The organism is Sporofaciens sp. JLR.KK001 (assembly GCF_036941055.1).
GTDB lineage: Bacteria > Bacillota > Clostridia > Lachnospirales > Lachnospiraceae > Sporofaciens.
Window position 1 is genome coordinate 4448953 of the sequence record NZ_JAYMNO010000001.1, and the last position, 12768, is coordinate 4461720.

At 47.3% G+C, this 12768-nt stretch carries 12 protein-coding genes; 2 read left to right on the forward strand and 10 right to left on the reverse strand.

Annotation, left to right across the window (positions count from 1 at the left end):
* Positions 1-75 precede the first annotated feature (75 nt).
* The 5 genes from VSQ62_RS22605 to VSQ62_RS22625 form a co-directional block, all read right to left on the reverse strand.
* Positions 76-1458 (reverse strand): IS1380 family transposase, encoded by a 1383-nt coding sequence (locus VSQ62_RS22605; protein ID WP_120397169.1) that lies wholly within the window; start codon positions 1456-1458, stop codon positions 76-78.
* 190 nt (positions 1459-1648) lie between these two features.
* Positions 1649-2443, reverse strand: a complete 795-nt coding sequence (locus tag VSQ62_RS22610) for a transporter substrate-binding domain-containing protein (RefSeq protein ID WP_334636997.1) — start codon at positions 2441-2443, stop codon at positions 1649-1651.
* Positions 2444-2525: 82 nt separating this feature from the next.
* A complete protein-coding gene (locus VSQ62_RS22615) occupies positions 2526-3353 on the reverse strand; it encodes an undecaprenyl-diphosphate phosphatase (protein ID WP_334636998.1) in 828 nt (275 codons plus the stop codon).
* 18 nt (positions 3354-3371) lie between these two features.
* A complete protein-coding gene (locus VSQ62_RS22620) occupies positions 3372-4199 on the reverse strand; it encodes a Cof-type HAD-IIB family hydrolase (RefSeq protein ID WP_334636999.1) in 828 nt (275 codons plus the stop codon).
* Positions 4189-4770, reverse strand: a complete 582-nt coding sequence (locus tag VSQ62_RS22625; protein ID WP_334637000.1) for a hypothetical protein — start codon at positions 4768-4770, stop codon at positions 4189-4191. Before VSQ62_RS22625 ends, VSQ62_RS22620 begins: the two co-directional genes overlap by 11 nt.
* 114 nt (positions 4771-4884) lie before the next feature.
* Between VSQ62_RS22625 and VSQ62_RS22630 the strand changes: the two genes are divergently transcribed.
* Together VSQ62_RS22630 and VSQ62_RS22635 are read left to right on the forward strand one after the other, a co-directional pair.
* Positions 4885-6027 carry a coiled-coil domain-containing protein gene (locus tag VSQ62_RS22630; protein ID WP_334637001.1) on the forward strand — a complete coding sequence of 381 codons (1143 nt, stop codon included), beginning with the start codon at positions 4885-4887 and terminating at the stop codon, positions 6025-6027.
* A 92-nt stretch (positions 6028-6119) separates the two neighbouring features.
* Complete coding sequence (locus VSQ62_RS22635) at positions 6120-7487, forward strand: MATE family efflux transporter (protein ID WP_334637002.1); 1368 nt, start codon at positions 6120-6122, stop codon at positions 7485-7487.
* Positions 7488-7653: 166 nt separating this feature from the next.
* Here the strand turns inward: VSQ62_RS22635 and VSQ62_RS22640 are convergent, their stop codons facing one another.
* The 5 genes from VSQ62_RS22640 to VSQ62_RS22660 all read right to left on the reverse strand — a co-directional run bounded on the left by VSQ62_RS22640 (position 7654) and on the right by VSQ62_RS22660 (position 12767).
* Positions 7654-8151: a C1 family peptidase gene (locus tag VSQ62_RS22640; protein WP_334637004.1), complete on the reverse strand. Its 498-nt coding sequence runs from the start codon at positions 8149-8151 to the stop codon at positions 7654-7656.
* Positions 8152-8267: 116 nt separating this feature from the next.
* The gene (locus VSQ62_RS22645) at positions 8268-9797 is read right to left on the reverse strand and encodes a hypothetical protein (protein WP_334636885.1); all 1530 of its coding nucleotides are present in this window, start codon (positions 9795-9797) and stop codon (positions 8268-8270) included.
* A 93-nt stretch (positions 9798-9890) separates the two neighbouring features.
* Positions 9891-10769: a C1 family peptidase gene (locus VSQ62_RS22650; protein WP_334637006.1), complete on the reverse strand. Its 879-nt coding sequence runs from the start codon at positions 10767-10769 to the stop codon at positions 9891-9893.
* Between the two features lie 38 nt (positions 10770-10807).
* Complete coding sequence (locus VSQ62_RS22655; RefSeq protein WP_334637007.1) at positions 10808-11797, reverse strand: ABC transporter ATP-binding protein; 990 nt, start codon at positions 11795-11797, stop codon at positions 10808-10810.
* Positions 11787-12767, reverse strand: a complete 981-nt coding sequence (locus tag VSQ62_RS22660; protein WP_334637008.1) for an ABC transporter ATP-binding protein — start codon at positions 12765-12767, stop codon at positions 11787-11789. The genes VSQ62_RS22655 and VSQ62_RS22660 overlap by 11 nt, the downstream gene beginning before the upstream one ends.
* Position 12768 lies beyond the last annotated feature (1 nt).

The following is a 12768-nucleotide window of genomic DNA, read 5'->3' on the forward strand; positions in this document are numbered from 1 at the left end:
CTCTAAAATTGCCATACCTTAACTAAGGCTCATCGAACCATTCCAATGGCAAGGAAAATGTAGGATATCTTTCGTTTATTTTGCAGCTTGGAATATCCTGCTTATTTGTGAAGCTGCGTTCCTCCAGGGATTACTCCGCCCCAGATCAAGTCTCACCTGCCTTGCATGCTTTGTCACAACCCCGGGGGTCATGATGATCCGTTCAACTACCGTGCGTAGCCTCCGGCGGTTTACGGGTCTTTTCATGGGGATATCGCTGATCCTAAGTGATGCCTGTCCAATCATCCGCAGGAGATTGTAGGCCAGCTGGATCAGTTCCAGGACAAGTTCGTTTGTTTCGAACTTTCCAGATGGAAACTGCTCTGCACATAAGTCCGTCTTGATTTCACTGTGGTACTGTTCCATTTCTCCATGTTTATGGTAAAGCTCTATGATGTCTTCGTCCGAAAAATCTACATTGACGGAGTACATATCACAGTCAATTTTAGGGCTGATATAGTACTGCCCATCATGGTCACAGGCACGCTCTGTTATATCGTAAATGGTTCGGATTCCAACGGTCTTCCTGCTATGGCCGGATTTTGAACTGGCATCAGGTACATTATAAGATACGTCCCGGAATGTCTGCCCAATGTATTCCTTTTTCCCTTCCCGTGAAGACTTTACATTTGTGCATACACCGCCTACTTTGTCCAGCCACTCCTGCGGATTCTCCTTGCGGATGTTGCGCTTAATGATGAAATGCACCCTGTCCCCCCGGAAACACTCTTCCATGAAAATGCCGATATTATCCGCAGAATCGTTTCCGGAGTCGAGACGAATCAAGAGTGGTTTGTCCGTAATCTGACGGGCAAGTTTTAATACTTCGACCAGAAAGTTTGGTGTCCCTTTCTGGCAGTGCTGTTTTCCCTCCCGTAGTTCGCATGCAATAAGGTATCCTTCTGTCCCAATGTAGGCGAAGATAGGCGCATAGCCATCCTTCTTTTTATAAGTTCTCGAAATGCCTTCCTTATTGCATTTCTCATCAAGGAAAGGGCTCACGTCGATGTCGATTGGTATATAGCCATTTTCCAATGCAGACGGTTCCACGCCAAACTTTTTGAACAGATCCACATTGATCTGACGCAGCGCACCCTGCATACTGGCGCCGATTTCGTCCATACGCTGCCGCATGGTTGGCTCCGATGGGATATGGCGCATATGGAAAGCATTGCAGAAAAACTCAGGGTCATCATCGGTTTCATGGATGGATTCGAAGTCAGCGTTCCCACAGAGTATACCGATAAGCATGGCCTTTAGTACATCACTGTTCTTATATTCCTTGGATGGCGAAGAATATTTGTCAATTTTCGTGTCAAAATCAACAGCTTTTAACATCTGTCCTGGAATCAGCAGACCGCCATAGGGTGTAATCCTGGAATTGCTGAATGTATACTTTATGGTGTTATATGCAAACATAACATGTTCTTTCATGCTCATTTTAGTTGGCCTCCGTGTGTATAAGATGATGATATCATTATACACCGACAGCGGAAAAAAGGCAATAATTATCCACCTATTCGGTGAGCACCATATCTTGGCCGATATATATCAAGATATTGAATTTTAGAAGCATGCCAAAGTATTACTTTAAACGAAGTTCACGGATTCAGGTAACACATTTGGCCGGAAGACCGTCAAATCCCCAGTCTGCATCGCCTTCTACATAATACTGGCCTGTGGTTCCCGCCTGTACGCCGATAGAATCTGCATCGCTTAACTCTCCAAGAGCAGCCGCCACTGCATCCGCATCTGCACAGTCGTCATATGACGTATCGCTGCTTGGAACGATCAGCCTCTGTGACGCCTCATAGTAAGCATCTGTAAATGTTACATATTCTTCTCTCTCCTCGTTGATGGTAAGGCCCGCCATCGCGACATCACATTTCTGCTGGCTGACGGACAGACATACCGCGTCAAAATCCATGTTCTGGATCACCAGTTCCTTGTTAAGCTCCTTGGCAAGCAGGGATGCGATCTCCATATCGATCCCGTAATAGCTCTCACCCTTCGTATACTCAAACGGCTCAAACGCGGCATTGGTGGCTACCACAAGCTGATCCTTGGAATCATCAAGCTCAGCAGACTCAACTGCCTCCGGCTCGCCGTCGCCGAAATATTTGTCACAGATCGCCTCTAATGTACCGTCTTCCTTGATCTTGCCTACAAATGCATTCACCTGGTCCAAAAGCTCCGGCTGGGTCTTGTCCACACCGAATGCATACTCTTCATCAGTCAGGTCGATGTCAATGACTTTCGCCGTCACCGCCGCTGAATCACTGCCATTCCCTTCGTCAGAAGAGCTGTCTGAGCTGCTTCCTGAATCATCCTTGGATCCGCATGCGGCAAGTGCGAACACACAAGCCGCGGTCAGCAGTACACTTATTAACTTTTTAAATTTCATTTTCCATAACCTCCATATTGAATTTATTAATTATTTTGCATAAAAATACAAGCTAGTAGATATTCTACCACGTTCTTATTCTTTATGCAAGAAGCATCTGAGCTACCGCAGTAATGACTATAATTCCTCCCAGAATGATGCGGTAATACCCGAATACCTTAAAGTCATTCTTCTTGATATATCCCATCAGGAAACGGATCGCAGCGATAGACAGCGCAAAGGATACCGCGCATCCAAGCATCAGAAGCCCGAACTCCTTGCCGGTAAAATGAAACCCGAACTTCACAAGCTTAATAAGGCTTGCCCCGCACATCGCCGGGATTGCAAGAAAGAAGGTGAATTCTGCCGCTACTTCTCTTGATATACCGATCAAAAGCGCGCCTACAATGGTCGCTCCCGATCTGGAGGTGCCGGGGATCAGCGCAAGCATCTGGAAGGCCCCGATGATCAGAAGCATCGGAACGGTCAGTTCCGAGATTCTCTTGACCGACGGCCTGCTACCCGCATTCCGGTTCTCTACTATTATAAAGAGCACCCCGTAGACGATCAGCATCACCGCCACAGGCAGCGGCTTATAGAACAATTCATCCAGGATATCGTTGAATGGAAGTCCAATGAGCGCCGCCGGCACCGAGGCGATCACTACCTTGACCCACATCTGCCAGGTCAGCATCTTCTGTTTCTTCGTCTTCGTTGGGGAGAACGGATTCAGCTTATGGAAATACAGCACAACCACCGCCATGATCGCCCCCAACTGGATCACCACATTGAACATCTCCATGAACTCGTCGCTGAGCCCCGGCTTCAGTATATCCCCTACGAGGATCAAATGCCCCGTGCTGCTGACTGGGAGCCACTCTGTGATTCCCTCCACAATTCCCAGTATAATTACCTTCAATACGTCTAACATCTCTTTCTCCTTCCTTCATTATAATACACATTCTTCAATAAAATGCGCTACTCCATCCTCATCATTGGAAGCAGTGATATAGTCTGCCGCCTCTTTTACATCTTCCCGTGCATTCGCCATGGCAACCCCGATCCCGACTCCTTTCATCATCTTCAGATCGTTCGAGCTGTCGCCGAATGCCATGATCTCTTCCTTCCTGATTCCCAGATGCTTACCAAGCCATATGAGCGCCTTGCCCTTGTCGACGCCTTCTGCATTCACTTCTATATTCTTATCCAGGGCGCCGGTAACCTCAATCCCTGCAACCGCTTTTAATTCTTCCCGCGCCGCATCCCGGTCCGCAACCGTTGCAAACAATCCCTGTACCTTATCCAGGCTTCGACGCTCGGCCTCGAACTTCGCCCTGACATCCGGCACAGGGATGCGGGTTGCCGTAATATAATCTGCCATCTGCGGTGAACTGATATAACGGCCGACCGACCGGAGTTCGTCCTCCTGGGCATAACCGATCCCGTTATAATAGATCTCCCGCAGGGTATCATAGCGCTCGAACACATCAAGAACCATTCCCGCCGTCTCAAACGGCACAAGGGACTCATAGAGCGCTCTGCCCGTCTTCACCTCCACGATCCTTCCGCCATTAGCTGTAACCGCATACCGGATTCCCGGGAAATCTGCCAATTCCTTCGGCAAGCCGCTAAACGGCCTGCCTGTTGCAGGCAAAACAATAATACCCGCTTCTACTGCCCGCCGAAGGACGCTCCTTGTATATGGCGTCAGCTTCTTCTGCTCCGTCAGCAATGTCCCGTCCAGATCTACTCCGATCAGCCTCACCTTAATCTTCATATTCTGTCAGTTCCTTTCTGTCTTTTGTAAATAACATAAGCCTTGTGCTGATCCGGTCCTTCGTCTGCTCAAAGGTCTGTTCCCCATGCTCTTTAAGCTTCGCAACAGCCTTCTCATTCGATGCCGGGGCAAATAAGACCGTCTCCCTGGTCGGCGCCATGATCACCAGATCGTCCTTCAGCTTATCCACACATACCTGCCAGATATGCTTGAAACAGAGCGAGCTTGCCTCGTGCCATCCGTCCGCCAGGATCGCAAATCCTCCATACCAGGTATTGGCAATCACGAATTCCACGTCTCTGACCAGATTCTCGCAGGCCGTATAGTACAGCGCCTCCACATCACAATCCGGCGGGAGCATGTTATCCTTCAGCACCTCATACACATCCTCGCCCCACTTTATAACAAATATAATCCGAAGACCACTGATAAATGACACAACAGGGGTATCTTTTTCTGAAATATATTTTCCGTTCAACGCCTTGGTATCCGCAAGCTCCCCCTTCACCCATGGGTAGATCTGATCCTTTATTTCCTCCAGAATATACCGGTTTTCTTCATATTTTCTCATATTCGGCCGTTCCTCGCAATCTTTATTTTAAATCTATAATAACAAAGTTTGCTTTATAAAGCAATTTGTTGTATAATATATTGAGCACACGATAATGATAGAAAGGATACTTATATGATAACCCAAGAAAAGAAACGTATATTACGGTCAATTCTGGCTGTTGCCGTCTCTGCCGTAACAATTGCTTCTGTGACTATTCCGGCTTATTGTGCACCCTCAGCGAAGGAACTGGAGATCACCACTTCCGGCCTGAGGAATGACTTGAATGACCTGAATAGCCAGTTGTCATCTTTGAGTGCTGATTTAGATGCCGCTTCGGCCCAGATTGAAGAATTATCCGCCGAAGTAGAAAAGGCCAAGCTCGACCTGGCGGCAGCGCAGTTGAATGAAGCGGCGCAATATGACGCCATGAAAGACAGGATCAAGTTCATGTATGAGGGAGGGAATCTCTCCCTGCTCCAGATTCTATTCTCGTCGGAGAACATGGCTGATTTCCTTAACAAAGCTGAATATGTTACAACCATAAGTACATATGACCGGGCAATGCTGGAAGAATTAAGCAACGTCCGCGTCAGCGTAGAAGAAAAGCAAAAAGAGCTCGAGGACAAGCAGAACGAACTGACCGCGATGCACAGCGACCTTACCACGAAGAGGGAGGCCTTGAATTCAAAGATCACTTCCACTTCCAGCCGGTTGGAGGATTATTCCGCACAGTTGGAACGTGCGCGTGCCGCGGAAGAAGCTCTGAGGAATGCTCAGAACAATGAAGTGTCAGGTCCTGTGACACCGCCGAACGGACAGACTGCGAACAATCAGCAGGCTAATAACGGACAGGCTGCCCAGCCTAATACCCCGCCGGCGAACGATAACCCGACCATAACGCCCTCCGGTACGACGAATGTAGGCTCTACTCCCGCTACGGTAAGCGATACGGCACTGTTTGCTGCGATCCTGGAATGTGAAGCCGGAGGATACGATCCTATGCTTGCAGTTGCGACCGTCATCATGAACAGGGTTGCAAGCCCCAGCTATCCCAATACCATAAGCGGAGTTGTCTATCAATCCGGACAGTTCTCCCCTACATGGAACGGAAGCCTCGAGAAGGTTCTGTCAAGAGGGCCTTCTTCCACCGCTTATTCCGTCGCACAGGCTGCTTTGGGCGGAGCAAGACATTCTGCGGTCCTTAACTGCTATCAGTTCCGCTCCGCGTCCACCGGAGTATCCGGAATCAATGTGGGCGGGAATATCTTCTTCTAAGCTATAACACGCGGTTCTACGAAGGGATGATGATTCGATGGGAATCATCGTCCTTTTTAGTACGGCAAAAACAAGAAAGGAATAGGTATGTCATGACCAAAGAGAACGTAACTCAGAACCAGATTACCGAGGGCGTGATCTGGCGCCAGCTATTAATCTTCTTCTTCCCGATCATGATCGGTACTTTGTTTCAGCAGCTTTATAACACGGTAGACGCCGTCATCGTGGGCCGATTCGTAGGAAAACAGGCTCTCGCAAGCGTCGGCGGCTCGGCAGCCGTATTGTCCAACCTTATTATTGGATTCTTTACCGGGCTTTCTGCCGGAGCCACAGTGATCATCTCACAGCATTATGGTGCGAGGAACACAAGACGCCTTCATGAGAGCCTTCACACGGCCTATGCATTTTCCATCATCGCAAGCATAGTGATCGCAGTTCTCGGATGGTTCCTGACTCCCTGGCTTCTTACCGCTATGAAGACCCCGGCAGACGTACTGACGGATTCCATCCTGTATCTGAGGATCTATTTCCTTGGCATGATATCAGTCCTTATCTTCAACATGGGATCCGGAGTCATGCGCGCCATAGGGGACTCCAGACGTCCCCTATACTATCTGATCGTCTGCTGCCTTCTGAATATCGTGCTGGATATCATAATGGTACTGGTCTTCCATCTGGGCATTGCAGGCGTTGCGGTCGCAACCGTCATCTCACAGTCCGTCAGCGCGATTCTGGTCATACGGGCGCTGATGCGAAGCTATGATCTGCTGAAACTGATACCTGCCTCCATCCGCATCGCGCCGGCTATGCTGAGGGCAGAGCTTCGCATCGGTTTCCCAAGCGGGCTTCAATCCTGCATGTACGGGATTACCAATATCATCATACAGGCGGCCGTGAACGGCTTCGGCACGGACCCTGCCGCAGCATGGGCGGCATACGGCAAGCTGGACGCTATATTCTGGACCGTATGCGGGGCATTCGGCATCGCGATCACAACATTTTCCGGCCAGAATTACGGCGCAAGGCGGTACGACCGTATATTCAGAAGTGTCCGAATCTGTCTCGCTATGTCTCTCGGCATATGCGGAACACTTCTGGTCTTCCTCATGGTCTTCTGCCGCCCTCTGTATCACATCTTTACGACAGATATCAATGTCGTTAAGATCGGAGTCTATATGCTGCGCTATATCACGCCCAGCTATATCGTCTTCGTATTTATTGAGATACTCTCCGGCGCTCTGCGCGGTATCGGGGACGTGTTGTTTCCCACCCTGATTACGCTGGGCGGCGTATGCTTCGTGCGCCTTCCCTGGATCCTTCTGGTGGTTCCAAGACACCATGAACTGTCCACAATACTTGTAAGCTATCCTATGTCATGGATAGCCACTGCGGTCTTGCTCATAATCTATTATTTCTATCGCCGGAGTCGGCTGCGTGACAGAATAGATACTGCCCTTTGACCGTATACATTCAAAAGAGTCGGTTGTATCTCATTGTACGAGTGCAAGGGGCTTGCTCCTTAAGGAATGTCTTACCTATGATCTGCGGCGTAAATAGATACTGCGATGCATTTATATGATAATAAGGTCAAGGCTCTGGATTCGCAGAGCCTGACCTTATTTTTCATCAGATTCCCATCGGATCGTTTGCCGGCAAAGCGACCGGGTCCTGTTCAAGTTCACTAAGCTGTTTTTCGTTCAGATATTTTTTATGAATGACGAACTGGAAAGCATATCGCTCAAGGTAACTGTCATCCATCAAATATCGTCCCTGCATGCCGACCTCGGTGCCCCAGCTATTCTCGACCTTCCATACATAATGTCCCGGCTCTGTCTCTTTTACAGCCGCGATTACCATATCATGATTCGATCCGCTCTCACAATAATCCAGCATCTCCTCCTTCGACAACTCATAGTCTACTTCAAAAAGTCCTTGATAATCATATAGCCTGTCCATCATAATGCCTGAAGCACGATCCATGTCATTTGCACAATCACAGCCAAACCAGATTGTTTCTCCTGCAGCCAGTTGGGCACGAAGCAGCGGTTTGATCTCCTCCATCGGCAGATTATAATAAGTTCCTCTTTTCCCCCACACACTTCCGCAATCTTTCAACGTGAACATTCTATGTTATTGCTTTCTCAAAACATAAAAATAGAACGATGTATTTTGATTTTGGGCATAAACATTGAGCCTGACGATTTGGCAGACTTGAGAAAAAGTATTAACAGGCTGGATGTTTATTGTGCTGCTAGTTCCGGATAGATTTTCCGTTTGGTTTCAATCAGGGCTCCCATAACCCGCCTCCCTTTATCGCTGACCAGATATCTTCTGGAGTGTGGGATTTTCCGGATCAATCCATGGCCCCTGAGTTTTGAAAACTCCCGGCTCATTTTCCCACGACTTTTTGCAGATTCAGCCCCTTTTTTATAGAGACTTTGTCGGATATCGCGGTTGGTAAATCCACGGATCAGATAGCTGCCATCACAAATCGTTTCGAAAAGATGGAAGGTTTCAGGGGACCATACATTATATCCACTGTAAGTTTTTCCCTTTACTTTCTTTTTCTGGCAGACATGATTGATTTCCTCTTCCACGCTTTTTTGAGGAATCACATGGCACATGGAATCTAAAAACCGTTTGTTTGCGGTTTTTGAAATCTCTGCGTACCGATAGAGGTTAGCAATGGATTTCCCCATGGGAACCCACTGCCTGGAAGCCGTTCCGTCCTTATGATGGACCTCCTTATAAACCTTAAATTCCTTTGGGTCATTGATCGTCATTTCTATCCGCAGGCAGTTAAATTTATCATACATCTTGATACTGTTGGACTTCAGCTTGAATTTAATCCTCCAGCCTACTGGGCGTTTTCGGTAATCGGAGACTGCTTCTCCCAGAAACTTTGCATTTAGTTTACGTCCCAGAAAGGAAAATACATCTGTGCATTTGAAGTCATAGAATGCGTGCCCAACCAGGGAGGGATAAAGATCCTCCAGAGCTTCACGGCTCTCAAACATCACATCGGTTGCGAACTCGCATTGGTCAACAGACCAGTGGTAACCCTGATGGAAGATGGTTTCCAGCATATCAAGATAAGGGTTTACTTTATGCGCAAAGAAATCGAGCTGGCGGCAGAGTTTTTTTGAGTCAAATTGATCTGCCAGTTCCTGTGCTTTTGGAATGTCACTGATTTCTGAAAAAGAATTATCATACATACGGTAGGTGATCCCGTTTTTATCAAACACATGCTTCATCATCTCCCTGCCGTTGATGTACACCTGGATCAGAAATGGGAACCATGTTTGGAGTTTTACATGCATGAATCCAAACTCTTTATCGAGGTAATAGAAGTAATAGTATTTACATTTGCGGGTAACGCTGCGCAGTTCCAGGAGCCCGGAGGAGTTCTTTACTGGTTGGAGCGTCTGGCATCCTTCCACAACAGATAAGATACAGATCAGTCCTTGCTCAACAGGATTTTCGAGAAGGATTTTTCGAGCGTTTTCCTCTTTTGATATTTGTGAGGAAGAGAGGTAGACCAAAGGCCGGCCTTCTTTGGCGGCCATTTTCTCAACATAAGAGACAAGGTCATTGGTCATTTGGTTTGCATAGGCAGAAAAGTCTTTGAGAAGGAGGTTCATCTGTGACAAAAAATACATTCTACCCGATACGGAAAAGAAGGGGAAAAGGTAACCTTTTATAATCATGCGGTCAAAAAACGCAAAAGTACCATTGATTTTTTTCTGGAATTGTTCTAATATAGTGTTCATAGGATCATCCTTTCGTATGAATGCTTGCAGGGGAATTTAGTTCCCGATGGATTTGGTACAAGATACCGTATATGTGCATTATAGCACGTGCATCTACGAATAGGATGATTCTTTTTGCTTTTTGGTTTGATTGCAGCCGTAGGCTGCGGTATGGTATGGTCTGTTTTTCCCGGGTGTATCAACCACATAAACATAATCACCCAGCCGACACTCGCAGAATTCGTCGGCAAATTGCCTGGGTGTCATTCTTAATACATGATATTCTCCCTTTGCATCCTTATATTCATAGGTAAATTCAGAGGGCGGGGTTCCAAGACAGCTGCACAATAATTTATAAACAGAATACATGATCTCTGCTTTCTTTTCGTTCAGTTCTTTTTCGGCTTTTTCTTCATCCATCATATGAATCAGCTGAACGGCACCGTTGCGGACAATTTTATTAATCACAGAGCAAAACTGCTGTGTATTCTCACTATGGTATGTCTCCGGCATACTTATTTCCGGCACAAGACCATATTTCTCAACCAGATCCTTTACCATATACCACTGCCCGCCTTCACCGACCGGATAATAGAATAATGAACGATCTATCTTCCCTTCCTTATCCATTCCTCTGTCCCGCAGAATCCTCTCCAGGAAAAAATTAGCCCGTTCCAATTTGTCATAAAAATACAGATACGGAACCGAAAAACGGAAACTGGAATCCATTCCCTTATGATCAATCACACGGCTTCTCAGGACATTAAGTGCGGCAAATATCCAACACCGCCCAGACTGCTTCTGTGCCATCACATCTCCAATCTTGGGTTCCTCCGGAAAACACATCTGAGCTGCCTGCATCAAATGCCTGTCCGCATATACTTCTTTTAAATCATGCCGTACCAGAGAATTCTGCAAGAACGTATTTGACTTCCCTGATCTGAAATTATCTTCCCATTGCTTTAAATCATCTCTTGAAATATCCTGGTTCATATTCTTCTCTCCTATTCTTCTCTCCTATTCTCTCTATGCTATGCCCTATGGCATGCCGCAGCATGACCGTCCTCGATCTGCCTAAGCTCTGGCTCCTCTGTCCTGCATTTCTCATCTGCATAGGGACATCTTGTATGAAAACGACACCCTTGCGGTACGTCCATCATACTCGGAATACTGTTTATAATCTTACGTTCTCCCTTTTTCCGGCCTGGCTCACTGACCGGAAGCGATGCGATCAATGCCTTTGTATATGGATGGATACTGTGATAATATACCTCGTCCGCTTTTCCTTTCTCAACAATCTTCCCAAGATACATAACCGCTATTTCATCGCAGAACGCCCTTGTCACCTGCAGATTATGTGAAATAAAAAGATAGGTAAACTCCATCTGTTCCTGCATGTCCAACATCATGTTCAACACCTGGGACTGAATCGACACGTCCAGCGCCGCAGTCGGTTCATCACAAACTACAAACCTTGGTCTTAGCGCCAATGCCCTCGCAATAACTGCTCTCTGTCTCTGCCCGCCGCTGAACTCGTTGGGATAAGAAGCATATGCTTCTTTTTCCAAACCACAGGCACAAAGCATCTCAATGCAATACTCCACAACCTCTTCCCTGGGCACGATCTTATGCCGCAGCACCCCCGCCTTAACGGCATCTCCTATTGTCATGTGCGGATTTAGGGAACCGTATGGATCCTGAAACACCATTGCCATCTCCTTCCTAAGAGAACGAAGCTGTTTCTGATCCATAAATCGTTTCTCTTCTACATGAAATAACTCTTTCCCGCCGAATACGACACTGCCGCCACTTGGTTCGATCAACCGCAGTATCGTCTTCCCCATCGTCGATTTCCCGCATCCGGATTCCCCTACGATCCCTAAGCTGTGTTTCTTCCAGACAGTGAGGCTGACGTCATCGACTGCTTTCAGAGAAGCTTTCTTATTGGTAAAAATCCCATTAGAAACTGAATAATATTTTTTCAGATGATTTATCTCAATTAGCGGATTTTCATTGCTCATTTTCCATCCCTCCCCGACATTTGTGACACCGTACCTGACTCCCGTCCGGGAAAATAGTAAGTTGCGGCGGGGTGTCCTGACATCTTTCTTCCGCCTGGCGGCATCTGCCGCAATATCCGCATCCCGTAAGAGGTGTATACGCATTTGGAATCGTTCCGGGGATCGACCAGAATCTTCTGTCAAATCCCTCCGGCCTGGATCTTAAAAGGTCTTTGGAATAAGGATGACGCGCCCCGCGGTAGAATTCTCCGATCTCTCTTTGTTCCACCAACTGTCCGCGATACATGACCAGAACTCTGTCTGCCATCTCCGCGATAACACCAAGATCATGGGTGATCAGAATTACCGCACATCCCGTCTCCTTCTGCATCATCTTTATAAGCTCCAGAATTTCCGCCTGTGTTGTAACATCTAGAGCCGTTGTCGGTTCGTCTGCAATCATAAGCTGCGGTTTACTGAGCATTGCCATCGCGATCATGATCCGCTGTTTCATTCCGCCGCTCAATTCAAATGGATATTTTTTCAAAACCTGTCCGGCATCCGGAACTCGAAGCTCCTCTAACAGCGCAGTAAGCTCTCCACGGCAGTTCTTAGCTCGGGAACGCGCATGTATCCGATATACCTCTTGAAGCTGCTTCTCTACTCTCATAACAGGATTCAGCGCCATAGCCGGCTCCTGAAATACCATCGTAATCTCTGCACCACGAAGCTTACAAAGTTCTTTCTCTGATAATTTCAGCAGATCTTTCCCCCGGAACAGAATCTCCCCATTGGGAATACGCGCAGTATTCTCATCTAGAAGCCCCATGACCGCAAGAGACGTAACACTCTTCCCGCTCCCGGATTCCCCTACGATACCGATGATCTCCCCTTCATTTATATCAAAACTCAAGTCTCTTACGGCAGATGCAATCCCCTGCACCGTCTGAAATTCTACGGTCAAATGATTTACTTCTAATATCTTTCCCATC

What these genes read in the sequence shown, in the direction of transcription:
- VSQ62_RS22605 (WP_120397169.1), bottom strand. Translation starts at nt 1,458, where the DNA reads ATGTTTGCATATAACACCATAAAGTATACATTCAGCAATTCCAGGATT.
- VSQ62_RS22610 (WP_334636997.1), bottom strand. Translation starts at nt 2,443, where the DNA reads ATGAAATTTAAAAAGTTAATAAGTGTACTGCTGACCGCGGCTTGTGTG.
- VSQ62_RS22615 (WP_334636998.1), bottom strand. Translation starts at nt 3,353, where the DNA reads ATGTTAGACGTATTGAAGGTAATTATACTGGGAATTGTGGAGGGAATC.
- VSQ62_RS22620 (WP_334636999.1), bottom strand. Translation starts at nt 4,199, where the DNA reads ATGAAGATTAAGGTGAGGCTGATCGGAGTAGATCTGGACGGGACATTG.
- VSQ62_RS22625 (WP_334637000.1), bottom strand. Translation starts at nt 4,770, where the DNA reads ATGAGAAAATATGAAGAAAACCGGTATATTCTGGAGGAAATAAAGGAT.
- VSQ62_RS22630 (WP_334637001.1), top strand. Translation starts at nt 4,885, where the DNA reads ATGATAACCCAAGAAAAGAAACGTATATTACGGTCAATTCTGGCTGTT.
- VSQ62_RS22635 (WP_334637002.1), top strand. Translation starts at nt 6,120, where the DNA reads ATGACCAAAGAGAACGTAACTCAGAACCAGATTACCGAGGGCGTGATC.
- VSQ62_RS22640 (WP_334637004.1), bottom strand. Translation starts at nt 8,151, where the DNA reads ATGTTCACGTTGAAAGATTGCGGAAGTGTGTGGGGGAAAAGAGGAACT.
- VSQ62_RS22645 (WP_334636885.1), bottom strand. Translation starts at nt 9,797, where the DNA reads ATGAACACTATATTAGAACAATTCCAGAAAAAAATCAATGGTACTTTT.
- VSQ62_RS22650 (WP_334637006.1), bottom strand. Translation starts at nt 10,769, where the DNA reads ATGAACCAGGATATTTCAAGAGATGATTTAAAGCAATGGGAAGATAAT.
- VSQ62_RS22655 (WP_334637007.1), bottom strand. Translation starts at nt 11,797, where the DNA reads ATGAGCAATGAAAATCCGCTAATTGAGATAAATCATCTGAAAAAATAT.
- VSQ62_RS22660 (WP_334637008.1), bottom strand. Translation starts at nt 12,767, where the DNA reads ATGGGAAAGATATTAGAAGTAAATCATTTGACCGTAGAATTTCAGACG.